Origin of the sequence: Petrimonas sp. (assembly GCF_963921705.1) — a bacterium.
Classification (GTDB): Bacteria; Bacteroidota; Bacteroidia; order Bacteroidales; family Dysgonomonadaceae; genus Petrimonas; species Petrimonas sulfuriphila.
The window spans coordinates 1,451,848-1,477,226 of sequence record NZ_OY997410.1; the positions used below are offsets into that span (position 1 = coordinate 1,451,848).

General features: G+C 46.2%; 19 protein-coding genes. 10 read left to right on the forward strand and 9 right to left on the reverse strand.

The features are described from left to right. The first annotated feature begins 171 nt into the window (after positions 1-171). The 3 genes from AACM02_RS06055 to AACM02_RS06065 are packed head-to-tail and all read left to right on the forward strand — an operon-like array spanning position 172 to position 2,954. Positions 172-606: an SRPBCC domain-containing protein gene (locus AACM02_RS06055; protein WP_214062011.1), complete on the forward strand. Its 435-nt coding sequence runs from the start codon at positions 172-174 to the stop codon at positions 604-606. Beyond that, positions 596-2,479 (forward strand): gamma-glutamyltransferase, encoded by a 1,884-nt coding sequence (locus AACM02_RS06060; protein ID WP_339116384.1) that lies wholly within the window; start codon positions 596-598, stop codon positions 2,477-2,479. Before AACM02_RS06055 ends, AACM02_RS06060 begins: the two co-directional genes overlap by 11 nt. Before the next feature lie 55 nt (positions 2,480-2,534). Beyond that, positions 2,535-2,954: a VOC family protein gene (locus AACM02_RS06065; protein ID WP_214062025.1), complete on the forward strand. Its 420-nt coding sequence runs from the start codon at positions 2,535-2,537 to the stop codon at positions 2,952-2,954. Positions 2,955-2,989: 35 nt separating this feature from the next. On the opposite strand, the gene AACM02_RS06070 is transcribed toward AACM02_RS06065, so the two are convergent. The 5 genes from AACM02_RS06070 to AACM02_RS06090 form a co-directional block, all read right to left on the reverse strand. Then, the gene (locus AACM02_RS06070) at positions 2,990-4,252 is read right to left on the reverse strand and encodes a PQQ-dependent sugar dehydrogenase (protein ID WP_332456263.1); all 1,263 of its coding nucleotides are present in this window, start codon (positions 4,250-4,252) and stop codon (positions 2,990-2,992) included. Positions 4,253-4,501: 249 nt separating this feature from the next. Beyond that, positions 4,502-5,491 (reverse strand): aldo/keto reductase, encoded by a 990-nt coding sequence (locus tag AACM02_RS06075; protein ID WP_339116385.1) that lies wholly within the window; start codon positions 5,489-5,491, stop codon positions 4,502-4,504. Positions 5,492-5,595: 104 nt separating this feature from the next. Then, entirely contained in the window at positions 5,596-6,054 is a 459-nt protein-coding gene (locus tag AACM02_RS06080) for an 8-oxo-dGTP diphosphatase (RefSeq protein WP_214061954.1), read from the reverse strand. 52 nt (positions 6,055-6,106) lie between these two features. After that, the gene (locus tag AACM02_RS06085; protein ID WP_332456266.1) at positions 6,107-9,352 is read right to left on the reverse strand and encodes a PDZ domain-containing protein; all 3,246 of its coding nucleotides are present in this window, start codon (positions 9,350-9,352) and stop codon (positions 6,107-6,109) included. Between the two features lie 195 nt (positions 9,353-9,547). Next, positions 9,548-10,690, reverse strand: coding sequence for an iron-containing alcohol dehydrogenase (locus tag AACM02_RS06090; RefSeq protein ID WP_332456267.1), 1,143 nt, complete (start codon positions 10,688-10,690; stop codon positions 9,548-9,550). A 400-nt stretch (positions 10,691-11,090) separates the two neighbouring features. On the opposite strand from AACM02_RS06090, the gene AACM02_RS06095 reads away from it, so the two are divergent. From AACM02_RS06095 to ovoA, 4 genes are all read left to right on the forward strand, one after another. Next, positions 11,091-11,657 carry a LemA family protein gene (locus tag AACM02_RS06095; protein WP_332456268.1) on the forward strand — a complete coding sequence of 189 codons (567 nt, stop codon included), beginning with the start codon at positions 11,091-11,093 and terminating at the stop codon, positions 11,655-11,657. Next, positions 11,658-13,604 carry a DUF2207 domain-containing protein gene (locus tag AACM02_RS06100; RefSeq protein WP_339116386.1) on the forward strand — a complete coding sequence of 649 codons (1,947 nt, stop codon included), beginning with the start codon at positions 11,658-11,660 and terminating at the stop codon, positions 13,602-13,604. It abuts the gene before it with no gap. A 51-nt stretch (positions 13,605-13,655) separates the two neighbouring features. Next, positions 13,656-14,225 (forward strand): GNAT family N-acetyltransferase, encoded by a 570-nt coding sequence (locus tag AACM02_RS06105; protein ID WP_332456270.1) that lies wholly within the window; start codon positions 13,656-13,658, stop codon positions 14,223-14,225. Positions 14,226-14,296: 71 nt separating this feature from the next. Further along, positions 14,297-16,420 carry a 5-histidylcysteine sulfoxide synthase gene (ovoA, locus tag AACM02_RS06110; protein ID WP_339116387.1) on the forward strand — a complete coding sequence of 708 codons (2,124 nt, stop codon included), beginning with the start codon at positions 14,297-14,299 and terminating at the stop codon, positions 16,418-16,420. A gap of 34 nt (positions 16,421-16,454) precedes the next feature. Here the strand turns inward: ovoA and AACM02_RS06115 are convergent, their stop codons facing one another. The 4 genes from AACM02_RS06115 to gdhA form a co-directional block, all read right to left on the reverse strand. Continuing rightward, entirely contained in the window at positions 16,455-16,910 is a 456-nt protein-coding gene (locus AACM02_RS06115) for a PEGA domain-containing protein (RefSeq protein ID WP_214024874.1), read from the reverse strand. Between the two features lie 117 nt (positions 16,911-17,027). Beyond that, positions 17,028-19,895, reverse strand: coding sequence for a PD-(D/E)XK nuclease family protein (locus AACM02_RS06120; protein ID WP_339116388.1), 2,868 nt, complete (start codon positions 19,893-19,895; stop codon positions 17,028-17,030). A gap of 5 nt (positions 19,896-19,900) precedes the next feature. Continuing rightward, positions 19,901-21,148: an OFA family MFS transporter gene (locus tag AACM02_RS06125; RefSeq protein WP_339116389.1), complete on the reverse strand. Its 1,248-nt coding sequence runs from the start codon at positions 21,146-21,148 to the stop codon at positions 19,901-19,903. Between the two features lie 134 nt (positions 21,149-21,282). Next, positions 21,283-22,620 (reverse strand): NADP-specific glutamate dehydrogenase, encoded by a 1,338-nt coding sequence (gene gdhA / locus AACM02_RS06130; RefSeq protein WP_214062563.1) that lies wholly within the window; start codon positions 22,618-22,620, stop codon positions 21,283-21,285. Between the two features lie 331 nt (positions 22,621-22,951). Here gdhA and trmB point away from each other — a divergent pair, with 331 nt between their 5' ends. The 3 genes from trmB to AACM02_RS06145 are packed head-to-tail and all read left to right on the forward strand — an operon-like array spanning position 22,952 to position 25,350. Continuing rightward, positions 22,952-23,692, forward strand: coding sequence for a tRNA (guanosine(46)-N7)-methyltransferase TrmB (trmB, locus tag AACM02_RS06135; RefSeq protein ID WP_214063683.1), 741 nt, complete (start codon positions 22,952-22,954; stop codon positions 23,690-23,692). An 18-nt stretch (positions 23,693-23,710) separates the two neighbouring features. Then, on the forward strand, positions 23,711-24,820 hold the full coding sequence (locus AACM02_RS06140; protein WP_339116390.1) for an Mrp/NBP35 family ATP-binding protein: 1,110 nt from the start codon (positions 23,711-23,713) through the stop codon (positions 24,818-24,820). Then, positions 24,817-25,350, forward strand: a complete 534-nt coding sequence (locus AACM02_RS06145; protein WP_339116391.1) for an NUDIX domain-containing protein — start codon at positions 24,817-24,819, stop codon at positions 25,348-25,350. The genes AACM02_RS06140 and AACM02_RS06145 overlap by 4 nt, the downstream gene beginning before the upstream one ends. The last annotated feature ends 29 nt before the right edge of the window (positions 25,351-25,379 follow it).

The window sequence follows — 25,379 nt, forward strand, 5'->3', positions numbered from 1 at the left end:
TAAACATGGATCTTTTGCCGATTATGCGGTGATCGATAAACAAAGTACTTTTTTTGTTTTGTTGGAAGAACCGTCGGGTGCTGTCATCGGGATAATGCTGGGAAGTGCGTATCAATATAGAAATTTGATGATATTTTTTTGAGGTGTTTAACCGTTTATCTGAACAATCGTATGTATAAAAAGCAAATTTCAATAAACACAAGCGTTGATAAAGTGTGGAACGCACTGACGCAACCGGAAGAAATGCGAAACTGGTATTTCAGTATTTCGAATTTTGAAGCGACGGAAGGTGCCGTATTCGACTTCATTGTTTCTTTTACCGATGAAGCCGGAGAGCATAGTTTCCGTCATTTATTCAAGATACTCGAAGTGATCCCTAACGAAAAACTGAGACATACCTGGGAGCATCCCGGACATAGTGAGGGAACTTCCACGCTTACCTGGGAGCTTATTCCCGGAGAGGAGACCACTACCGTGATCCTTACACACGAGGGGAACGAAAGTTTTCTCGATGAGGGCAGCAAATATTTCACTGCGGAAAGCTACACTGCCGGATGGAACGATATTTTGCAAGGACTGAAGGACTATCTCGAAAATGAAGTTTAGAATAATCTTTTTTTCTCTCTTGGTAACGATGGCCATTTCTGCGCAGCGTACCCAGAAGCCGGAATTACACGGGAAACACTGGATGGCCATCACCGGAAAAAGCCTGGGAGCCTCGGCAGGAGCCATGATCTTTCAGCAGGGTGGTAATGCGGTGGATGCCGCCTGTGCTATGTTGGGAGCTACCTGCACGTTGTGGGATGTGCTAAGCTGGGGTGGCGAGACGCAAGCCTTGATCTACAATCCAAAAACGGGAAAGGTGATCGCTATAAATGCCCTTGGCGTTGCACCTACGGGAGCTACCGCCGGTTTCTTCAAAGATCAGGGGTGTGATTTCCCTCCCGAATACGGCCCGTTGGCTGCCGTCACACCCGGTACGGCAGGCGGTTTGTGTTATATGCTTGCCAACTACGGTACGATGAGCCTGAAGGATGTTTTGGCTCCTTCTATTGAGCTGGCGAAAGGATTCCCGGTTGATGTCCCTTTCGAAACCAGCGTCTCGAGGGACAAAGAACGATTGTCACAGTGGAAATACAGCAAAAAGGTTTTTATCACCAGACCGAGTGAAGAAAAAGAAACGCCGGTGTCGGGGGAGATTTTTGTTCAGGAGAATTTGGCGGAGACCTTGCAAAAACTTGTTGACGCAGAGCAACAGGCCCTGAAAGAAGGTATAAGCCGGAAGGAGGCCATAATGGCCGCTTACGACAGGTTCTACAAAGGAGATATTGCAGCGGAGATTGTTCGGAGCGTACGAGAACAGGGAGGGCTGTTTACGATGGAAGACCTGGCCCGCTGGAAGCCTGTTGAAGAAGAACCCCTGCACACGAATTACAAGGGAATAGATGTGTTCAAGCTGCAGTCGTGGACGCAAGGAGCGGCAATGCTGCAAAGCCTGAACATCCTGGAAAACTTCGATTTAAGGCAAATGGGGTATAACAGCCCGAAGTATATTCACACGGTTTATCAGGCCATGAACATGGCTTTTGCGGATCGTGATTTCTATTACGGTGATCCCTATGTTCATCCCGATATTCCCATCAAAGGATTATTGAGCAAGGAATATTCCAGAAAGCGGGCGTCCGAAATGTGGCATGATAAAAATAACCCGTCGGTTGGGCCCGGGGACCCGTATCCGTTCGAAGGAAAGAAAAATCCATTTATAAAGACTCTGAAGGAACGCGGATTTGACCGGGACCCGGTAGAAGACAGGGATTTTGTTCCCAAGCACGATGTCGTTTCGCTCTCAGAGATGGACTCCCTTTATCAGGACAGGTTACATCGGGGAACAACCTCAATAGTAGCTGCCGACGCTGAAGGATGGGTGGTCTCGGTCACACCTTCCGGTGGATGGATTCCTGCCTGCATCGCCGGAAGCACAGGAATAGGGTTGAGCCAGCGGATGCAGAGTTTCGTTCTCGACGAATCACTTAACCCATTCAACGTGGTGGCACCTGGAAAACGTCCGAGGGTTACGCTTACACCCAGCCTGGCGTTGAAGGAGGGAAAGCCGTTTCTGGCTTTTGCCGTACAGGGTGGAGATACACAAGAACAAAACCTGTTGCAGTTCTTCCTGAATATAGTGGAGTTTGGAATGAATACGCAGCAGGCGGCTGAAGCAGCAAATATCAACTCCAACCAGTTGTGGTTGTCGCTGGGCGGCACAAGAACTGAAGATCGTAGTCCCAGGGCAGGGCAGATTTTACTCAACACACAAACGCCCGGTCCGACCCGTCAGGAGTTAACGGCAATGGGATATATGCTGCAGTTTTCTGATCGGACAAGCGGACCAGTGAATGCCATTTATTTCGACCGGAAGAACGGGACTATGCGCGGTGGAAGCAGTAACCACGGCGAGGATTACGGAATTGCGTGGTGAGTAGTAATGATCCATTGCATCACAAGTTTGTAACAATTTAAAAATCAAAAAAATTATGGCTAAATTAAATCCTTACCTCAATTTTGACGGTACTTGCGAAGAAGCATTTCGTTTTTATAAAGTTGTTTTTGGCGGTGAATTTCTGGGAGATGTTCACAAAATGAAAGACATCCCCGGCATGGAAATACCTGAAGAAGCCAAAAACAGGATTATGCACGTAGCACTTCCTGTCGGAAATGATCTTTTAATGGGTTCTGATGTGTTTCCGGGGCAACCGTTTGTTCAGGGGAATAATAACTATATCAGCCTCTTTCCCGAAAGCAGGGAAGAGGCTGACCGTTTATTCGGAGCTTTGTCGGAAGGCGGTGAAGTGGAAATGCCTATGGCTGACCAGTTTTGGGGTGATTATTTCGGAAGCTTGAAAGATAAATTTGGAGTCTACTGGATGATTAATTATAATTCTGCAAATCAGTAATCTGTCTGGTTTATTGCCCGCTGTTCCGGGTTGTTTCATTTCTTCGCAATCCGGTACAGCCGGCCTTCATCGGTAACGGCATAAATTGCTCCATCCTTTCCATCGCCGACATCTCGAAATCGTTGATTTTCGCCGGCGAGCAGTCTTTCTTCACCGATAACTTTATTGTCTTTCAGGACTATTCGGGCTATGTATTTGCTGTTCAACCCACCTATAAACAGGTTGTTCTGCCATTCTGGAATTGCACTGGAAGAATAGAATGCCATTCCGCTGGGAGAGAGGACAGGATCCCAATAATATACCGGCTGTTCCAGTCCTTCTTTTTGCGTAGCTCCACCACTGATGGCAGCACCGCTGTATTCAATTCCATACGTGATGGTTGGCCATCCGTAATTTTTGCCGGGTTTGACCAGGTTGATTTCATCACCGCCTCGCGGCCCCATTTCCGATAACCAGAGTTCCTGGGTAAGCGGATGGATGTCGAGTCCTTGTGGATTTCGATGCCCATAGGAGTAAATCTCGGGCAATGCACCTTCTGTATTGATAAACGGATTACCGGCAACCGGTTTCCCTTCGGTGGTGATATGAATTACTTTCCCGTGTCCGGTATTGAGTAATTGTGCATTGGGCCTTGTTCTCAAATCCGATCGTTCACCGGTGGAAACGAAAATATTTCCACGCTTGTCAAAAACGATGCGGCTTCCGAAGTGCATGCTATTGTCGAAGTATGGAACGGCCCTGAAAATGATCTGAAAATTCTCGATGGTTGTTTCGTCAGCAGAGAGCTTGCCCTTACCCACTGCTGTAAGCGATCCTTGCGTTGTCTTTTCGGCAAGGGTAAAGTAAAGCATCCTGCTGGCCTCAAAATCGGGAGCCGGAGCTACGTCGAGCAACCCTCCCTGGCCCCTGTCGTCAACGGCAGGAAATCCGGAGATGGGGGGGCTGACTGTACCCTCAGTGGTGGCTATGCGCATTGTGCCTCCTTTTTCAGTGATGGCTAACCTCCCGTCAGGAAGGGCAGTGACAGCCCAGGGGCTCGCCAATCCGCTTGCAATAACCTTAGCTTCGTAGGGAGTGGTTGTTTTCACCCCTGCAATCCGGGTTTGCCCTTCAAACGCGGGCTTGTAATTTGTATTGGCTTTCCCTGTCTCTACCGGAGGCAATGTCCCCGCCTGAGGTTCTTGCTCCGTCGGTGTCTGGTCGATATCCCCTCCATCGCTATCCTTTTGTTCAACGCAGGAGGCTGACGCAAAAAACCATGCCAGCGAAATTATCGCTGCAAATTTAAAATGTTTCATTACCTGTGATCTTTAATGTTAAATTATACCCGCATTTTTGTTAAGCTAAATGAGTAAAGCCAAACTCGTTTGGGCTTTGCCATAGCGAAAAAATGCCTAATGAATATGAACTATTTCGTTAAGCGAGAGCAGAGCAAATTTATTTGATTTGCCGAGCGCAAAATTGAAAATCGAGGATCGAAGGCGACTCAAATAGTCTGATGAAATCGAATTCTTTTGTTGGAGCCGTTTTTCGTAACGGTTCCTTGTTTATGTCCTCGGGTCGAAGAACGGATAATCCTTTACGGCCAGAAATTCATTGTCTAGCAATGTTTTTTCTTTTTTCGTTAAAGGACTGTCCAGGATTTCTTCGATATTGTCTACACAGAACGAGAAATTACGAAAATCGCCCGGTGGAATAATTACGTCTGCCCCTGCCTGGAAGGTGAATTTCAGGGCTGCAATACCAAATTCCCGGTTTTCCACATCGATGGGTTTACACCACGATTTCTGGTATCTGGAGTCCTGTTTCTCGTCTTCCATCCAACGGCGGTGGATCAATCCTTTAATAGCCAAAACGCCCATTCCTCGCCTTTTTGCCTCGTTTACAGCTCCGGCTCCCCATCCGTCTAATTTAATCATTTGCCAGTTGGTGGGGAACATGATCGTGTCGAAGTCGTACATCGACATGGCCCGGATAGCCTGCTCCTGCGAGTGTGCCGAAAAACCTACTTTGCGGATCCGTCCGCGTTGTTTTTCTTTTTCTACCATCTCCATAATACCGTCTGGTCCGAAAATTTGTTCCGTATCTTTCGGCGTGCTGATGCTATGTAGTTGATATACATCAAAATAATCGGTCTGCAATAATTGCAGTGATTTCTCAAACTCCTTTTCCGCACCTTCACGTAATCGTTGAGTGGTTTTGCATGCCAGAAAATTGTCTTTCCGGTAGGGCTTTAACGAATTACCCAGCTTTTCTTCCGCATCTCCGTAACTGGGAGCCACGTCAAAGTAGTTGATCCCCCTGTCCAATGCCCAGGCCACATAGTTGTCTGAAGCCTTTTGTCCGTCCTGCATGGATACGATTCCACCATAAACTACCGGATAAACTTCGAATCCGGTTTTTCCCAGCTTTCTTTTTATTGTGCCGGTTTTCTTCGGTTTGGCCGTGGTGTCGGCAAACGTTGTGGAGACCACTCCTGAAGTGCCGATGGCTACTGCTCCGGCAATACTTTTCCTGATAAATTCTCGCTTGTCCATAGTTTTTGTTTAATGTTATAACAAATAAATATACAAAGTAGTTTAAGACATGGGCACCAAAACCTTAACTACCTGTTGGCAGGGGTTGATTCGGATAGCTTCGTCTAAAACCATTTGATGTCTGGGTTGTATCCGCTTTCATTCCATACCTGGAACCTTTCCGTGTTTTTCTCCTCAAAAAACATAGGCAGCCGGTCGATAAATCCGTCGGACAAATTTAAAACGGGTAGCTCTTCGGGGGTTACCCAGAAGACCTTTCCTTCCTCTGTTTCAGGGAGCAACTCTCCGAAGAAGTCACTTGTTTTATAATTGAAAACCAGGTGGCGATCGCCTGTTTTATCGTTGTACCAATGAACGATCCCGCACGGTCTTAAGTTGGATACCGTTAGCCCTGTCTCTTCCTTCATCTCCCGAATGGCGGCTTCCACCAGGCTTTCACCTTCTTCAACGCCGCCAGCCGGGAAACTGATCCCTTTCCAGTCTAAAACCCTGTCCTGTACCAGGACTTTATTAGTTTTCAAATCCTGGATCATGCACATGCATGTAAGGCTTACTTTTGCCATTTTGTACCCCTTGACTCAAGTTTTACTTTCTTATCTTCAATGGAACAGCCTGTCATTTAATTTCCGTTTCAATCCATTTCGACCTGTCGGGAGGAGCAGGTACGGAAACTGGTTTGCGTGGATTCTCTTTCAGTTCATTGAGCAGTACCTCCACGGCTTTTTCGATGCCGGGATCGTTACCTTTAGCCAACGCTTCGGGACGGTCAACCACCTCGATATCGGGATAAACCCCGATTCCTTCGATAATCCACTCGCCACTATTGTCATAAATACCGAAAATAGGTACGGAGATATAACCGCCGTCAACCAGGCCTGCGTTACCCGAAATGCCCACCAGTCCTCCCCAGGTACGCGTGCCGATGAGTTTCCCCTCTCCTGTTTTTTTAAAGAAGTAGGGAAAAGCATCTCCGCCTGACGATGAGTATCCGTTGATGAGCATAACCTTTGGCCCGTCGTGAGCGATTCCGGGTGTTTTCATCGGTTGGGGAAGCCCGTTGCGATGCCAGTAAACCAGTGTGCGGCGGTTGAGCAGGTCGATCATCCGGTCGGGGATAAACCCTCCTCCGTTGTAGCGGTCATCAATAATGAGGGCATCCTTATCGTTGTAGGAATACATCCCCCGGAAGAGCTCGCGGTTACCCTCGACAGCAGTGTTGGGCACGTGGATATAACCGATTTTCCCTCCCGAAAGTTTATTCACCAGGGCGCGGCGTTCATTTACCCAGTCCAGATAGCGCAGTTCGTGCTCGGAAGTAATAGTTTTCACGGTATGGGTTTTTGCTCCCGAAGCCGAAGGAGAGCTGTTTACCGTTAACTCCACATGCCTGTTGCCCCAATTTTCAAGCAATTCATACGGATTGTCATCGGTAGTGAGATTTTTACCGTTTATACTAATCAGGTAGTCACCTGCTTTTACGTCTATCCCATTTTCTGTAAGTGGCGAACGGCGGCTTTCATTCCAGTTTTCGCCTGCGTATATCTTCTTGATGACATATCGTTTAGCGGACAGGTCAGCTTCTAGTTCAGCCCCAAGCAATCCACCGTTTATCCGGTCGACCTTGGCAATGTCGCCCCAGTCCACGTATGCATGTCCGGTATTGGTTTCACTCACGATTTCGTTCAGGATATAATCCAGGTCAAAGCGGCTGGGAACGTGTGGCAACAGGGCTCCGTACTCCTTTTGTATCCTTTCCCAATCCACTCCGTGCAGGTTACTCACGTAGAAATAGTCACGAAAAATGCGGAAAGCATCGGTGTAAATCTGGTCCCATTCTTTACGCGGCTCAATTTTCATCGTCAGGTTAGTCAAGTCGATTTTGTTAGCCCCGGCTTTTTGTCCGGCCTGGTTTTTTGCTACGGCATAATCACTGCCGGAGCGGTAAATGAACGATTTTCCATTAGCGCTCAGGGTTCCGTTGCCTGCACCGTCGAGGATCTCTTCCGTTTTTTCCTCGTTGATACGGTAGCGCATGATCTTATTGCCGGAAGTGTAGAGCAATCCTTCCTCCACTGCGCCTATGATGCGGTAATTCCCCGGTTGAACGGGTAACGCCACGATACGGTTCCGGATGTTCTCAAGGTCAATTTGAACGTTCAACGGCGGTTTGTTCTTGTTCCCGGATTGGACGGAATCGGTTTTTTCACCGCCAACAGGTTCCGTATCGTTTTTGTACTGGATTAGCGTTGTACCGTCGTTTCGCAACGGTATAGCGTAAATGCGTCCTGCGTTGTTGTATAGGTAGTCGAATTCGAAACTACTGAAAGCCAGGTTGAAGTCCCTGTTGGAGGTGAAGAAGAGAAACTTTCCGTCGCGGCTGAATGTCGGTTGTCCGTCGGAGAACGAAGCGTCGGTGATTTGATGCTTCTTGCTAGTAGAAATCTGGTACAGCCACAGTGCCGACTGATAGTTTGGTGATGATTTGCTGTAGGCTACCCAATCGCCGTCGGGCGAGAAGGAATAATCACGGATCTCTTCCGCCGATGCTTCGTCAATGACGGTCTGTTTACCGGAAACGGCATCCACCAGCCAAAGTTTGAGTGTGCGGTCGCTGTACACCAGTTGCTTGTTGTTTGGGGACCATTCTGCCGTATACTTCCAGGCTTTCGAACCTTTTGTCAATTGCCTGGGTTGAGCGCCTTTCTTGTTTTCGAGCAGGTACATTTCGTATTCGCCAGTGGCATCGGAATAGTAAACGATGTTGTTCCCGTCGGGTGACCATACCGGGAAAATTTCCCGTATGCCCTGTGTGCGGGTGAGGTTTTCGATTTCACCGTTTTCTACCGGAACGGAGAAGATGTCACCCCGGGCATCGAACAGCGCACGCTTCCCCGATGGTGAAAGCGAAAAACTGCCCACGAAATCTTTCACGTTCTTAAAATAAGGCAATAGGTTGGGGTTGTCGTAATTGATGGAAACGGATATTTTATCGGAAGTTCCCGAGGCGAGGTTGAGTACATAGAGATAACCGCCGTTCTCGTACACCAGCTTTCCGTTACGGCCCGATGGCCACATCACATCGAAATCCTTGTGGTGAGTTATTTGCACGTTTTCCTTGTTTTGCGTATTGTATCGCCAGATATTCAGGCGTGTGTCCTGATCGGATGCGTAAAAAATATACTCTCCGTGCCACGTCGGCCACTGGTCGCTGCCAGCCCAATGCGTTATCTGTTGTGAGGTATGGTTCGTCAGGTCGTATGTCCACAGCTCAGTAGCACGGCCCCCTTTGTAACGTTTCCAGGTGCGGAATTCCCGGTCGACCGGAGTGAAGCAGAGCTGCAAACCGTCGGGCGATAATGTGGCAAAACCGCCGTTCACAATGGGTAGCGGCTCTTCCAAACCGCCGTTGATACTTACCGTGAAATATTTGCCGTTGCGTTCCCCGAAGGAGGTGCGGTTGGCACGGAAGAGAACACGTTTGCTGTCGGGTGTCCAGTCGAGCACCACATTGTCGAATCCACCCCGGGGTGGCATCACGCCTTCGGAATTGTAAAATGTGAGCTGGCGTGCTGTTCCACCTCCAGCGGGCATCACCCATATTTGGCGGTTTCCGGAATATTCTGCCGAGAAGGCGATCCATTTCCCGTCGGGAGAAATTTTCGGAAAAAGTTCGGTTCCCGCATGTGAGGTGAGTCGTCTGGCTTCGCCGCCCGTAGCTTGGACCGTCCAGATATCGCCGGCGTACACAAATGCAACCAGGTTCCCGTTAATGTCGGGATACCGCATCATGCGTGCATCATCTACTGCGGAAGCCCTGAAGATTAAAAGACTGACGGATAAAAAGAGGAGTAGTTTTTTCATTTTTTAATTACAGCAATTTTTTATAATCATTCCCAGAATTTATATTACTCAATTTTCGCAAGCATCAGTTTCTTAGTCTTGTACACTAGCAGCTAGATATTCAGCTTTTTTTTGCGGGAACCCATTCCGCGTGATCTTGCGTTAAAATCGAGCGTTAGTTCCAACTATAAAAGCTTGCGAAGCTTAAGTATAATATTATGAGCACGCCAGTAAAATTTCCCGTGCCACGTCGCCCGTCACGTTTTGGTTTTCACCGAACGCTACGCCACGGTCGTTAAATCGTTTGGCGATGGTTTCGATGGTTTCGTTACCGATGTTTTCTTCCGATAACCGGGTAGTCAGGCCCAGCGAACGGTAAAACTCTTCTGTTTTTTCGATGGCTTTGTCCACACGTTCCGGTTCACTACCCCCCGTTATTCCGAAAACACGCTCGCCGTACTGCAGGAGTTTTTCATGTTTTTGTTCTTTCAGTACACGAAGCGTGCCGGGCATCACAATCGCGAGCGAATGTCCGTGCGTAGTGCCATGCAGCGCAGTAAGCTCGTGTCCGATCTGATGCGTTGCCCAATCCTGCGAAATACCCATCCGGATAAAATCGTTGAGAGCCAGGGTCGCTGCCAGCATATAGTCGGCCATCAGGTCGTAATCACATGGGTTTTCCTTTATTTTCGGAGCAATCTCCATGATCGACAACAATACCCCTTCAGCCCACCTGTCCATCAGCCGTGATTGTCCCGGCGTGGTAAGGTATTGCTCCAGCACGTGCGTATAGGCATCGGCAAGTCCGCAAGCCACCTGGTGCTTGGAAAGGGAGTAGGTTACTTCCGGATCGAGGATGGAAAACTGCGGATAATCACCTCCGAAAGCAAATTTCTCCCGGGTTTCGGCGCGGGTGATAACGGCGCCACCGTTCATTTCCGATCCTGTTGCCGGTACAGTAAGGACGGATGCAAAAGGAATTTGTTTTTCAGCAACACCTTTCAGCACGATGTCCCATGCGTCTTCGTCCGATGCAATACCTGCGGCAATCAATTTTGTCCCGTCCAGCACGGATCCACCGCCTACGGCCAGCAGGTAATTGATGTTCTCGCTTTTTCCTACTTCGATGGCTTTTCGCAACGTTTCCACGTGCGGGTTGGCTTCGATTCCCCAAAATTCTATGAATTTTCGGCCTTTTAACGCGGCTTTCACTTGGTCATATATACCGTTTCGGGTGACGCTTCCGCCTCCGTAAGTGATCATCAGGTTGACCTCAGCTGGGATCAGTTCATTTAATCTGGCAATTTGTCCTTTCCCGAAAACTAGTTTGGTAGGGTTTCGAAAGATAAAATTTTTCATACGGTTATTCAGTTTTTTATTCGGTTGTAAATTTATTTGGGTGTTGTTTACTGCTCTACTGAATTTACTCAGTGGTATGGTGAACAATTCTGCAGATGTCAAAATTAAGAAAAAATATTTAACTGTTACTCGTTGAACAAGTGTAATTAATTTTTGTTTTTAAGAAAACATTCAGAAACTGTTTTGATTTTTTTTATGTCCTGTTTTATGCCTATTTTGGGATGGATTTGGAGACATTTTCTCGCTATGGCCACAGCTCAAGCAAGCTTGGCTTTACCCATTTAACTTAACGAGAATGTTCATTTATTCCTTCCGGCTTGCGTTTGGGGTAACGATAGAGATTACAAAAATTTATATACCTTTATCGCATCAACTTAAAACCAATTAAATTATATCGATTATGGGAACAGGAATTGTTGTTTTAATAGTCCTCCTTGCCTTGGCGGTAATCTTTCTGTTTTATGGCATTTCAATCTACAACAGGCTGGTTAAGCTGAGAACACTTGTTGAAGAGGCGTGGAGCGGAATAAATGTACAGTTGAAGAAACGGTACGACCTCATTCCAAACTTGGTGGAAACGGTGAAAGGATATGCCACGCACGAGAGTGAGACCTTTAATAAGGTGACGCAGGCGCGTGCCCATGCAATGAGCGCAAAAGACCTGAAATCTCAGGAAACGGCAGAGAACGACCTGAACCGGGCATTGATGAATCTGCTGGCTGTTGCTGAACAATACCCCGATTTGAAAGCCAACGAAAACTTTATGCAATTGCAGCACCAGCTTAGCCTTATTGAATCGGATATCGAAAAGTCTCGCCGGTTCTATAACGGTTCTGTCCGTGATAAGAACATTGTTATCGATACATTTCCGAGCAACATAATTGCCGGGATGTTCAACTTTACCAAATCTCTTTTCTTTGAATTGGAAAACGAACAGGAGAAAACCGCTCCACAAGTGAAATTCTGAATGCAACGCGTTTTGTGTTTTCTTTTTACCGCGCTTTTCTTTTTGTCGAGTTTTGCTCAGGAAGAAAAGGTATATACGTTCCGTTCTGAAGTGAGGGTTGATACTTCAGGATACATTTCTGTCCGGGAAGATGTGCGTGTATATGTTAAAGGGGTAATTTTTAAGCGTGGGATCACCCGTGCCTTGCCGTTGATCCGATCCGACAAGGACGGGGACAAGGTGCCTGTGGATTACGATATCGAAAGCGTGAAAAGGGATGGGGAGCCGGAAAGTTTTTTTACCGAACGGGAAGGGAGTGACAGGGTGATTTATGTTGGCAACAAGAATGTGCTTCTGGATAACGGTTGGCATGTATATACTCTTGACTACAAGACCGCCGGGCAAATCGGTTTTTTTGAAGGTTACGACGAGTTAACCTGGAATGTAAATGCGCTGTCGGATTATCCACTCGATACCGTAAGCGCCGTTATTCGGCTTCCCGAAGGTGCTAAAGTGTTGAGTTACCGTTGTTACACGGGTAGATACGGGTCGTCGGAGAGTAACTGCAGGGCCGACACGTTGCCCGATGGGTTGTTGTACCTGGAAGCTGTCAGTCTGGAACCGCAGGAAATGCTGACCGTCTCCGTTGGATTTACAAAGGGTATTGTTCGTCAGCCGGAGATGCGGAAAAGCGGATACTCCAAACCTGTCCCGGACACTTTCTTCGATAAAAATGGGTTGCCCATTGTTAGTGCCCTTATTTTTTTATTGCTGTTTGCTTATTATTTCTTCACGTGGCGGAAATACGGAATTGATCCGCCGAAGCCTGTGGTAATTCCACAATTCTCACCGCCCGAAGGATTATCTCCCGCAAGCGTAGGTATGCTTTACAAAGAAAAATATTGGGATGACCTGATAACACCCTCCATTGTGAACCTGGCCGTAAAGGGATTTTTGCGCATTAAAGAAACCGAAAGGTCATCTTTCTTGAGGCGGAAAGACCGGGTCTATACGCTCATCAGGACGAAGAAAGACGATAATATGCTTCCCCGGGAAGAAAGCACGGTTCTGCAGAACCTTTTCAAGGATGAAGATGAAGTGGTGCTTGACGGGGAATATGATTCCGGCATAGCGAACCTGATGAATTCGTTCAGGGACGATCTCAACAAACAATACAAGCCGGTATTGAAAGAAGGTGCCAACCGTAAATTTATGGTGCTGCCCTGGATTATGCTGATCCTGTATTTCAGTTCTCTGCTGTACTTTGTGAGGTTTGAGCCCGCAGATCAGATCGGTACGTTTATAGCCGTTGCCTTGGTGTCCTTTCCCGTTGTGACACTTCTATCACTGATTTTGCGGAGAATACTGAAGAAATCCAGAATCCGGTGGTTCGGTCTTGTCCTGGGAGCCGCATTGGTTGTCGGGTCGTTGAGCCTGTTGCTTTTCTTTTCTGGAAATTCCCTGTCGGTAAACGCTGTTGGATTTATTATTGGCCTCCCGCTTATAATCACTAGTTTTATAGCATATGGCTTTCTGATTAAGCGTCCGGGTGAACGGAAACTCTACCTCCAATCGCAGGTTGAAGGATTGAAAATGTATATGGATACGGCAGAAGAAAAGCAATTGCAGTTTTTTAATCCGCCAACGGTCACCCCTGAAATTTTCGAACAGTTATTGCCTTATGCCATCGCATTGGACATGGAAGATGTTTGGGGCGAGAAGTTTGAAAGCACGATATTAAGCTCTATGCAGCAGCCGCAACCCTACCAGCCGCCCTGGTATACGGGAACGGTTCTGCAGCCTGCCCGTTTTGGACATATGCTCAACAGCACCTTGTCGAATACCGTTAATCACGCAGCAACTCCTCCGCAGACATCCGGCTCAGGTGGTGGAAACTGGAGCAGCGGTTCTTTTGGCGGCGGTTTTTCTGGAATGGGCGGCGGCGGTGGCAGAGTCGGCGGCTGGTGATCCATCGAACAAGGTAGCTGGTTTGTTTGTTCAACAGTCAATCGTTGATTTATGAAAGAAGAAGCCTTGCAAATTCGTGTTTTTGGGTTGGATTTGTTCAATTATCCCAAGTTCAGGGAAAAGATCCTTGGTTTGTATTTAAACGCTTTTACGACAGGCGAACATGCTCAGTATATACCGCATGAATCAGCCGAAAGCACGCTGGATGAGATGCTCCGGAACGGTTGGGGGAATATGGCTTTTGCGGAAGGTAAACTGGCAGGTGTGCTGATCGCGTTTCCGTTGTCGTTTGACAGGGAATTTCCCCGTGATAGATGTCCGCAGGTTCCCGTTGAAACTTCCGTTTATATTGCTGAGGTAATGACGCATTCCGACTTTCGGGGAAAAGGAGTTGCCTCTGAACTGTTTGAAAGTTTTTTACAGCGGGTGAAAGATAACTATTCGGATGTGGTAATACGGGTCTGGGAGGAAAATAAGCCTGCCTTGTCGTTGTACGAAAAGTTGGGTTTTCAGCCCGTTGTGGACATAATACAGACGAAATATCGTTCTCAAAATGAGAAATTTGAAATGAGAAAGATCTATATGACGAAAGAAATAAGAAGACAGGAATTAAGAAGTTGAGAAGAGGAGAAGTCAAGAAGTCTAAAAGCGAAGCGGTCTGGGTTCCTGGTTCTATTAATCTGTTTAAAAAAATGAAAGAATTACTTACAAAAACAATTGACCTGCGTTCCGGTATGCCGGAAGAAAAGAGAAGGGAGATTCGGGAATATTTCCTGAAAACGTGGGCTGTGGACGAACTGCTTTATACGCAATTAAAGTCGGATGAAGTATTTTATCACCGGGGCGATCCCTTACGCCACATTATTCTGTTTTATCTGGGGCACACGGCTGTGTTCTTTATTAATAAACTTTTTTTGGGGAAGATTATCGATAGGCGCATTAACCCGAAATTTGAGTCCATTTTTGCCATTGGCGTGGATGAGATGAGTTGGGACGACCTCGACAACAACCATTACGATTGGCCGCCTGTTTCCGAAGTACGTCATTACCGCGACAAAGCCAAAGAAGCCATACTTCGTATTATCGATACGGCTCCGTTGTTGCTCCCTATTGATTGGGAGAGTCCTTTCTGGATAATTATGATGGGAATTGAACACGAAAGGATTCACCTGGAAACATCCTCGGTACTCATCCGGCAATTGCCGTTGGATAAGGTGGTGTCGGATTTGTTTGGCAAACGTTGCCCGGAGACGGGAAACGCTCCGCAAAATGAACTTGTCGATGTGGAAGGGGCGACGATGAAACTGGGGAAACCGAAGGATCATCCTTTTTACGGGTGGGACAACGAGTACGGAGATTATACCGAAGAGGTTGCCGGTTTTAAAGCGGCCAGATACCTTACTTCGAACCGGGAGTTTTTGGAATTCATGGAAGACGGAGGGTATGAAGCTGAAAAATACTGGACGGAAGAAGGATGGAGCTGGCGAAACTTTAAACAAGCAGAGATGCCGCTTTTCTGGCGAAAAGACGAGAACGGATACCGGTTACGGTTGGTTGCCGAAGAGGTGCTGATGCCGTGGAACTGGCCCGTTGAAGTAAATTACCTGGAAGCAAAAGCTTTCTGTAACTGGAAAAGTGAAAAAACCGGACAGGCCTACCGGTTGCCAACGGAAGCTGAATGGTACAGGTTGCATCAGGTTTCGGGATTAAAAGACGTAATGGGGTGGGAGACTACGCCGGGAAACATTAATCTTGAATATGGCACGTCGCCCTGCCCGGTGGATAAATTCCAACAGGGCGATTTTTATGACGTGCTGGGAAATGTGTGGCAATGGACGGAAACACCAATCACCGGTTTCCCCGGTTTCAAGGTACATCCCTTGTACGATGATTTTTCCACCCCCACGTTCGATGGTAAACACAACCTGATAAAAGGGGGATCATGGATTTCTACCGGGAATGAAGCTACGTTGCATTCACGTTATGCTTTTCGCCGTCATTTTTATCAGCATGCCGGATTCCGTTACGTGCAATCGGATGCTCCGCTGAATATTCAAAGCGCTGATTACGAGACCGACGAAGAAGTTACGTTATCGTGCGAGAACAATTGGGGTGATGCGTATTCACAGGAAACGAATTTCTCGAAACGTCTTGCAGAAATAGTTGTGGATGTGGCGAAAGGAAAAACCGAAAGCCGGGTTCTCGACTTGAACGCTGATACCGGACGATTGGCTTTTGAACTGGCACAGTATTTCAATGATGTTACCGCGCTGGATTTCACTGCCCGCATGATTCGTATTCCCATTCAGTTGCAGGAACAGGGATACATGCGTTATACGATGAAAGACGAAGGGGAACTGGTCCATTTTCGCGATGTGGTCTTATCGGATTTCGGACTCGAAAAAGGAAAAGGGAGCCTTCTTTTTATGCAGGCCGATGCCATGAATCTGAAACCCAATTATACGGGATACGACATTATCGTTATGCCCAACCTGTTGGAGGAACTGAGTGATCCGGGCTTGTTTTTGTCGCACATTCACGAACGGGTGAACGATGGAGGTTATCTCGTTATTGTATCTTCTTATAACTGGGATCTGTTGAGGACGCAGCGCGAAAAGTGGCTGGGTGGATTTAAGAAGGACGGAGAACCTGTAACTACACTGGATGGATTGAAAGCGATACTCGGAAATCATTTTGGGATGGAACGTGAGCCGTTTGACATGGAACTCACCGTGAGAAAAACTTCCCGCATTACCGAAAACAGGGTATTGGAAACAACGGTGTGGAAGAGGAGAAAAAGAAAAGACAATCGGTGAGATTGTCTTTTCTTTTGTAAGTATATACTGAGGATTAATCTTTCAGCACACCGGAAATGTATTCATTTCCATTTGCATCTTTTACCAATCCCTTTTGTGCAGTTGTAATATTGTCGCTTCCTGTTAGTGAAGCATTTCCTGACGGAACCAACTCGTAAGTGCGTACAGGTTTATACTTCATGGTCCACAAAAACGGGAACAGGAAGAAAATCCCACCAATGATAGCTCCCACATCGGCATCTTCATTTCTGGAAAAAGCGGTATTCAGTGTTTCATAACCTTCTTTTTCTAATCTCACCTGCGTGCTGCTTCCAACAATCTTGGTGTCGGTATGTGTGTATGGGGTAACCCCGGCATACTCGCCGTTGAGGTACACCTTTGCACCGCTTGGACTGGATTGAATAAGGGTGCTGCTGCTACAACTTGCAAATAAAATGGCTCCAGCCAACATCAACGAAATAGCTTTCGATAATAGTTTCGTTTTTTTCATTTTTGTTAAAATTTAAAATTTAAAACCAGAAAGTGTTATAGGGCAAAAGCAGTTATTTTAATCCAAAAAAGGACAGGAAAACAGGATAATTCCCAAACTGTTTTCAAGAAATTTCCGTTATTTTCTGCAAACATCCTTAAAGGCACACCATTCGCAGTTCTTTTCGTTTTGTGTTTGGACGAAAGGAATGTCTTTATCGAAGATTTCTTCTAGAAAAACATTTAATTTTTCAGTAAACGCGGATAAATAAACCGAAATATCGGTGATGGGCTCCCCTGCAAAGGTAATGGCCGGGTTGTGTTCCCTGAAAATATTCCTCAGGTAATAAACGGCAGGAGAAACCGGTAATGGACTGTTATAAAAAAGTGCATAAATAAAAACCTGCAATATCTGGTAGGGGCGATTAACTTTGGTGTTGTCGAAAAGCTGTTCAATATTCCTGAAATTTAATTCGCCTTTCCCCGATTTATAATCAATAATGCGTAATCTCCCGGCTACCTTATCTATCCGGTCGATACTTCCTTTTATATTTACCGATAAATCACCTGAAACCTGGTGGATTGACCTGAAAACGAATTCCGAATCCACATACTCAAACGGTGTGAACGATGTGTCGAACCGAAGAGTCTGCTTTACATAATCGCGCAGAATTTCTCCGATCAGGAAATGATGCCCCGTGAGTGCGCGTGGTTTATCTTTTTGCTTGAAATAATGTTCGGCAAAAGATCGCTCAATCAGGTCGGTCAGGTAATCATCGTTTTGGATTATGGCGTTCAATGTATCCGGCAGGACCGACTTGCCCCTGTAACGGTTGTAAAGGTGCTGCATAATGGCATGATACATGGTGCCGAATACATCGGACTCTACCGACTCCTGCACTTCCTTTTCTTCGGATAGTCTTTCAACGGCAGAAAAATAAAATTGCAAGGGGCAATTGATATAATTGTTGATGAGTGAAGCAGATAAGCTGGCGTCGCCGCCGGCACGAAATTTCTGTAGCTTACGCATCACTTCGGGTGTTTTCTCAACCGAGACCGGAGAAACATGAGGGGCCGAAACGTTGTAGGAAACTACGCTTTCTTTCAGATGAAAGTGCTGGCTGTATAAGTATTTCAACTGATAAAAATAGCGGCTAACCTCACCCGTCTGCATCTCTTCTGTGCGTGTGTCGTAGAGGAGGAAAATGCGTTTGGCGCGGCTTATCATCCGGTAGAAATGGTAAGCATATGTGCTGTCCTGGTGCTCGTAAGTTGGTAAGTCAAAAGCTTTACGGAGGGTGTAAGGAACAAAAGAGTTGGTGGCGTTTTTAAGTGGAAAAACACCTTCATTCATGGATAGAATGATCAGGTTTTCGAAATCTATCACGCGCGTTTCCAGTACTCCCATCACTTGCAAACCCGATAACGGCTCGCCGGAAAATGATACGCTGAGGTTTTCAGTTAATCGCTTAAATAAACGGAAATAGGTGTCAATCGACATGTTTTGCACAGATGATAACGTATCCTGCAGGCGGGTTATCGATTTGTAATACTGGACAATAAATTCCCGTTCAAGGTCAATGGAACGTGTGTCGCCCGTAAATTCCCCTTCATCCGGGTGCTTCTCGGAAGTCAGGTGTCGGTAAATTTCCGATAATATCGATTTCAGGTATTCTCCGATTTTTGTCCAATCCATTATGGGTGAGAAGATAAGCTTCAGGAAGGGATGCGTGCCAAGCTCGGAAACCGTAAGGATAACACGGTTGTGTTGTTGGATATAGGCTTTCAACTCCTCGGTTTCGGATGGCGCTATCCGGGTCACCAGGGGATGATTGAGCACCGACAGTACGAACCGGAAATAAAACGCCGTTTCGCCATCCATTGTCCTTGTGTTGTGGTGCAGCCGGGCAATGCTTTCCGTCAGGCTTGCTACGGATGAATGTTGCAACGAATACCCCATCGTGACATTTATCTTTTCGATTTCCTGAGGGATGGAATAGAGGACGGGCAGTAACAGGTTTTCGTCGGGAAGGACTATCGCCGTGTTTAATCCGGCATTGGACCCGGTAATGCTCTTGTTATTGAGCAGTTGTGAAAGCAGACGGTTCACAGTTTTTGCCTGCCCCACGCCGGAAGGAATGCCGATAAGGTTTATGTCGGGCTTTTCCGCATTCGGAATGCCTGAGCCGAATTCCAGTTTTGAAGGGAAGCGCGACAGGTTTTCCTGAATCCACCGCGATGAACGGTTTTTTTTATCGCGAACCAACGGAGATTCGTAATCCCAGTAAAAATCGGCAACACCCCTGTTCCTTAGGTACTTCATCAATTCTACTTCGGTAGGTGTGAGTGCGTTCAATCCGACAAAAACCAGTTCAGAAAAAGGCAGTTCAATGTCTTCTTTTTCTTTTGCCCTTTCTGCCACTTCCCTGAACAACATTCCCTCGTAAGCGTATCCTTTCCTGTGTAGGGTTTCGCGAAAGGCCGTGTACAACTCAAACAGAATCTGCCAAGTCTCCATAAATTCCTGCTTGGTCTCATTGCCTTCGTAGGGCATAAAAGCAGTCCAAAACCGGCGTATAGCGTTAATCTGTTCAGGGGTAAGGTAGGACAGGTCGTCATCCATCGATTTCAGGTTGTGGATGTTTCTGAACAATTGCCGGGCATCTGCCAGGTGTTTGTCCACATCGTTGAAATCGTTAAGCAATATCTCTCCCCAATAGAGGAAATCATCAAAAAGCTCTTCAGACCTTCCGATACGAATGTATTGTTCATAAAGCATTACCAGCATTTCTGTCTTGTCGGCGGTCCGGTAGGCGGAAAGCGATTCAAACAGTTCCTGGATGGTAATTATCCGGGGAGAAAAAACCGGTTTCCCTGCAATTTCAGCCAGGTATTTCTGAAAGAAAACCCCCGCACGTTTGTTCGGGAAAACGAACGACAGTTTATATATCTCATTTTCGTATTTGGAATAGAATGCTTGTGCTATGCGGAGGAGGAAGGGGGTCATGTTTTTTAATTTTCAAGATTTATGACGTCTTTTCTTCGATACAAAAAACTGGTGAAAAAACCGACAATCAACAGCCCTCCGCCCACAACAAAGGCAAACAAGCCGGCCTTCTCTGCATAGTTGTCTTTCATGAAAGCCACGATTTGCGGGCCAATAATTCCGCCCATACTCCACGCGGTAAGGAATGCGCCATACAGCGAAGGCATCAATTTACTTCCGTACATATCTTTTGTCAACGATGGCAAGACGCCAAACCCGCCACCGTAACATAACAACACAATGCAAACCAGAACAGAGAAAACAACCGGATGATGAACGAGAATAAGCAATCCGAAAATCACCGCCTGTAATGCCAGTAGAATCCGGAAAGTATACATCCTGCCTATTTTGTCGGAGATACTGCCCCAGGCAAATCGGCCCATGCCGTTGAAAACAGAACTGACAGCAATAAGCGTAGCGCCCGCAGCGGCCAGAGAAGCCATCGTTTCACCGTCAGAAAAGTTTGTACCGTCGGACATCCGCATTTTTAGTATATCTTGTAACAGAGGTGATTGAAAAGATATAAAGATCATTCCCGCTACAATATTTATCGCAAAAATTAACCAGACAACGATAAACGGTTTGCTTTGGATATGCCGGGCAATAGAGATTCTCTCCGGCTTCTTTTCATGGGTTTTATCCGGTTTGGGTAGTTGCAGAAACGATGCCAGAACAGGAATCAACACGATCATTACCGCTCCAACATAATAAAATGTAGTACTCAAATTCCCATCCGATAGTTGAAGTAAAAGGGGGGCTAAAAACTTGGACATTACCAATGCTCCGAAGCCAAACCCCATTACTACCATCCCGGTTGCCAACCCCTGTTTGTGAGTAAACCACGCAGAGACAGTTGCCACAGGGGCAACATAAGCTAATCCCAATCCTATTCCTCCCATGATTCCAAACCCGAAATAGAGTAAAAACAGGTACCGGTGGGCAAGTGCGAAACCCGAAACAAGGTATCCAAAGGCGTAAAGCGCTCCGCCGATCATTGACAATCTGCGTGGACCATAGACCGACATTTTGTTTCCAGCCCAGGCGGAGGTAACTCCCAGCATAAAAATGGATAAACTAAATGCCCAGGCAGTCTGAGCGTTGCTCCAGCCTGCAGATTCACTTATGGGATTTTGAAAATAACTCCAGGCATAAACAGTTCCCAACAACAAGTGCGTGAAAGTTCCGGTGACTGCAATCAGCCATTTTTTGCTCATGATAATGTCCGTTCACTGATAAAAGACAAAGATAAGAAATAATAGAAAAAGGTTAGCCGGTTTACGCAAAAAAGCCGCAAGGCTAAATCCTTACGGCTCTTCTGAGGTTTTCAAATAGTATTAATGATGTATCTTTATAATACGCCCTGAGCCATCATGGCATCGGCTACCTTCATAAAGCCGGCAATGTTTGCACCTTTTACGTAATTGATGTAATTATCCTCTTTTCCGTGTGCAACACACTGATCATGGATCTCGCTCATGATCTGATGCAACCACTTGTCCACTTCTTCGTTTGTCCAGGAGATGTGCATGGCGTTCTGCGTCATTTCCAATCCGGAACAGGCTACTCCTCCTGCGTTTACTGCTTTTCCGGGGCCGAACAAAATTTTGTTTTCGATAAAGAAGTCAACCGCTTCGGCCGTACAGCCCATGTTGGAAACTTCAGCAACGAGTGTAACACCATTTTGTTTTAGTCTTTTTGCATCTTCCAGGTTCAGTTCGTTCTGAATGGCACAAGGCAATGCTATATCCACTTTGCATTCCCAAGGTTTCTTGCCCGGGAAGAACCTGGCATTTGGGTACTCTTCGGCATAAGGTGCCACCACATCGTTTCCCGAATTGCGAAGTTCCAGCATATAATTGAATTTTTCGGGTGTGTTGATACCGTCTTCATCGTAGATATAGCCGTCGGGGCCTGAGATGGCAACCACCTTGGCACCTAGTTCGGTGGCCTTCATCGTAGCTCCCCAGGCAACGTTGCCAAAACCTGAAACAGCAACCGTTTTGCCCTTCAAATCGATTTTGTGGGTCTCACACATCTGATTCACGAAATACAAGGCCCCAAACCCGGTAGCTTCGGGACGAAGACGCGATCCACCAAACGAACGCCCTTTTCCAGTGAATGTTCCCGTATGTTCCCGGGCTAATTTTTTGTACATTCCGTACATGTATCCCACTTCGCGTCCACCAACACCAATATCGCCGGCAGGAACGTCGGTGTCGGGGCCTAAATCGCGCCAGAGTTCGGTTACAAAAGCCTGACAGAAACGCATGATCTCCGCTTCAGAACGCCCTTTAGGAGAAAAGTCCGATCCGCCTTTTCCACCACCCATAGGTAATGTAGTTAGTGCGTTTTTAAATGTTTGTTCGAATCCTAAGAATTTCAGTGTAGATAACGTGACGGAAGGATGGAAGCGAATACCTCCTTTATAAGGGCCTATGGCTCCGTTAAACTGAACGCGATAACCAATGTTTACATGAACTTTTCCGTTGTCGTCCACCCAAGGCACTCTGAAAGTGAAAATCCGGTCAGGCTCCACAATTCTTTCTACAATTCCTGCCTTCTCAAATTCAGGATGTTGATTGTAAACGTCCTCTATAGAAGTTAAAACTTCTTTTACTGCCTGAAGATATTCGGCCTCGCCGGGATGCTTAGCCTCAAGTTGTGTCATTATGTCATTTACTTTCATAATATAAAGAGTATTTTATAGTAATCCGCTTGACAAAGGTAAGTAATAAATTGAAACTTTATCACTTTTTTCAAAAAAAAATATTGAGATAAGATAAAAAGTATTCTTTCAAAATAGGCTGTTTTACTTTGTTAATAATCAACTGTATAGTAAAATAATAAATAACAGGAAAAAAGATTTGGATTGATGAAGTTTATTGAAATAAGGCCAATAGATTGTTTGCATCGCTTACAATTTCATACTGGAAATGGATGGTTGTTTACGGGGATGTATTGTCGTATTTAAAGTTAAATTTGTATTTTTGTATATAGAAATATGGAGAAAACCGAAAATGGGAAAAAATAAATTATCGAAGTTTGCGGATATGGCGACCTATCCGAACGTTTTTCAATATACTTTCTCTACATTACAAAATGGCGGCTTCCCACTTAAGGGGAAATGGAAAACGGATTATTTTCGAAACGATAACCCTGTAGTACTCGAGCTCGGTTGCGGAAAGGGAGAATATACGGTAGGACTGGCACAGTTCTACCCTGAGAAAAATTTTATAGGAATTGACATCAAAGGTGCCCGGATGTGGTCCGGAGCAAGACAGGCTTTGAGCGAAAACCTGACGAATGTCGCTTTCTTGCGGACTCATATCGAACTGATTCGCCATTTTTTTGCCGAAAATGAAGTATCGGAAATCTGGATCACTTTCCCTGATCCGCAGATGTCCAAGATCAATAAACGGCTTACTTCCACTCGCTTTATGAACACCTACAGTCAAATTCTTGCGGATAAAGGCGTGATTCATCTCAAAACCGACAGTAATTTCCTCTACATCTATACCAAAGCCATGATCGAAGAAAACGGCCTGGCGGCTTTAGCGGATACCGATGATTTATACCGATCCGGGACTAACGATAAAGTATTAAATATTCAGACTTTTTATGAACAACAATGGCGTGCGCGCGGTTTAAGCATCAAATACATCCGTTTCCTGTGCCCAAGAAAAGATAACTGGACGGAACCGGATATCGAAATTGAAAAAGACGAATACCGCAGTTTCGGCCGTGATGCTCAACTATAAAATTTTAAACAAAATAGTATGGCTATATATCCTCAATTAATTATCGACGCACTGAAAAATGTGCGTTACCCGGGAACGGGGCAAGATATTGTTTCTGCTGGAATGGTGGAAGACGATATCCGCATTGACGGAATGAAAGTGAGTTTCTCACTCATCACTGAAAGACAGAACGATCCGTTTGTTAAATCGCTGGTAAAGATGGCGGAACAGGCAATTTTAACATATGCCGACCCGAAGATCCAAATCAAAGGGAATATTTCAGTAAAGTCGAAACAGGCACCGCGGCCTGCATTGCCTGATCTGTTGCCCGATGTAAAAAACATTGTTGCCGTGGCATCTGGAAAAGGCGGTGTCGGTAAAAGTACCGTATGTACTAACTTAGCTATTGCACTGGCTCAAAAAGGATACAAAGTAGGGTTGCTCGATGCCGATATTTTCGGGCCATCGGTTCCCCGGATGCTTGGTGTTGAAGATGTGCCCGTTTACACTGAAAAAATGGAAGGGCGCGACTGGATCGTTCCCGTGGAGAACTATGGGGTTAAAATGCTTTCCATCGGTTTCTTTGTCAAGAAGGAAGATGCAGTGGTTTGGCGCGGAGCAATGGCCAGCAACGCACTTAAACAACTCATCACTGATGCTGACTGGGGCGAACTGGATTATTTCCTGATCGATTTTCCGCCTGGGACAAGCGATATTCATTTAACACTGGTACAAACCGTACCCATTACCGGAGCCGTTATCGTAAGTACCCCGCAGGAAGTGGCGCTGGCCGATGCTCGTAAGGGAATCAGTATGTTCACGGGTGAGAAGGTGAATGTCCCCATCCTGGGTTTGGTCGAGAACATGGCGTGGTTCACCCCTGCTGAACTACCTGAAAATAAATACTACATCTTCGGAAAAGACGGTTGTAAGCAACTGGCGGAACAAAATGGGTATGCATTGTTGGGGCAAATCCCCATCGTACAGTCCATTCGTGAGGGTGGCGACGATGGACAACCCGTGGCTCTTCAGTCCGACAGTATCACCGGCATGGCTTTTGCCCGGCTTGCCGACAATGTGGTGGAAGCGGTAGAAAAACGGAACCGTGAATTACCGAAAACAGGGATTGTGGAGATATCGAGGAAATGAAACACCCCCTGCATCAATTTCACTTCTGTCCCGAATGCGGTTCAGGAAACTTTTCCGAAAACAACTTAAAATCGAAAAAGTGTACGGACTGCGGATTTACCTATTATTTTAATTCATCGGCTGCTGTTGTGGCAATAATTGAAAATGAGAAAGGTGAAGTGCTAATTGCCCAGAGAGCAAAAGATCCGGCAAAGGGCACTTACGACCTGCCCGGCGGATTCGTAGACATGTATGAAACGGCTGAAGAGGCTATTGCCCGGGAAGTTCGGGAAGAAACAGGGTTGTTGATAACTTCGTCTAAGTACCTTTTTTCAATTCCGAATATTTACGTATATTCGGGTTTTGAAGTGCATACGATGGATCTGTTTTTCCAGTGTAAGTCGCTTGATGACAGTGTGATGACTCCTATGGATGACGTGTCGGATCTGCTTTTTATCGATAAAAGGGAGCTTCGTCCGGCTGACTTCGGACTGATTTCAATCCGTAAAGGAATTGAAAAAATATTAGAAGATGTTAGAATTAGAAAGTAGAAAATCAGAGAGAAATCTCAGTGTAACAA

Coding starts and splice junctions, on each gene's coding strand:
- AACM02_RS06055 (WP_214062011.1), top strand. CDS start 172: ATGTATAAAAAGCAAATTTCAATAAACACAAGCGTTGATAAAGTGTGG.
- AACM02_RS06060 (WP_339116384.1), top strand. CDS start 596: ATGAAGTTTAGAATAATCTTTTTTTCTCTCTTGGTAACGATGGCCATT.
- AACM02_RS06065 (WP_214062025.1), top strand. CDS start 2,535: ATGGCTAAATTAAATCCTTACCTCAATTTTGACGGTACTTGCGAAGAA.
- AACM02_RS06070 (WP_332456263.1), bottom strand. CDS start 4,252: ATGAAACATTTTAAATTTGCAGCGATAATTTCGCTGGCATGGTTTTTT.
- AACM02_RS06075 (WP_339116385.1), bottom strand. CDS start 5,491: ATGGACAAGCGAGAATTTATCAGGAAAAGTATTGCCGGAGCAGTAGCC.
- AACM02_RS06080 (WP_214061954.1), bottom strand. CDS start 6,054: ATGGCAAAAGTAAGCCTTACATGCATGTGCATGATCCAGGATTTGAAA.
- AACM02_RS06085 (WP_332456266.1), bottom strand. CDS start 9,352: ATGAAAAAACTACTCCTCTTTTTATCCGTCAGTCTTTTAATCTTCAGG.
- AACM02_RS06090 (WP_332456267.1), bottom strand. CDS start 10,690: ATGAAAAATTTTATCTTTCGAAACCCTACCAAACTAGTTTTCGGGAAA.
- AACM02_RS06095 (WP_332456268.1), top strand. CDS start 11,091: ATGGGAACAGGAATTGTTGTTTTAATAGTCCTCCTTGCCTTGGCGGTA.
- AACM02_RS06100 (WP_339116386.1), top strand. CDS start 11,658: ATGCAACGCGTTTTGTGTTTTCTTTTTACCGCGCTTTTCTTTTTGTCG.
- AACM02_RS06105 (WP_332456270.1), top strand. CDS start 13,656: ATGAAAGAAGAAGCCTTGCAAATTCGTGTTTTTGGGTTGGATTTGTTC.
- ovoA (WP_339116387.1), top strand. CDS start 14,297: ATGAAAGAATTACTTACAAAAACAATTGACCTGCGTTCCGGTATGCCG.
- AACM02_RS06115 (WP_214024874.1), bottom strand. CDS start 16,910: ATGAAAAAAACGAAACTATTATCGAAAGCTATTTCGTTGATGTTGGCT.
- AACM02_RS06120 (WP_339116388.1), bottom strand. CDS start 19,895: ATGACCCCCTTCCTCCTCCGCATAGCACAAGCATTCTATTCCAAATAC.
- AACM02_RS06125 (WP_339116389.1), bottom strand. CDS start 21,148: ATGAGCAAAAAATGGCTGATTGCAGTCACCGGAACTTTCACGCACTTG.
- gdhA (WP_214062563.1), bottom strand. CDS start 22,620: ATGAAAGTAAATGACATAATGACACAACTTGAGGCTAAGCATCCCGGC.
- trmB (WP_214063683.1), top strand. CDS start 22,952: ATGGGAAAAAATAAATTATCGAAGTTTGCGGATATGGCGACCTATCCG.
- AACM02_RS06140 (WP_339116390.1), top strand. CDS start 23,711: ATGGCTATATATCCTCAATTAATTATCGACGCACTGAAAAATGTGCGT.
- AACM02_RS06145 (WP_339116391.1), top strand. CDS start 24,817: ATGAAACACCCCCTGCATCAATTTCACTTCTGTCCCGAATGCGGTTCA.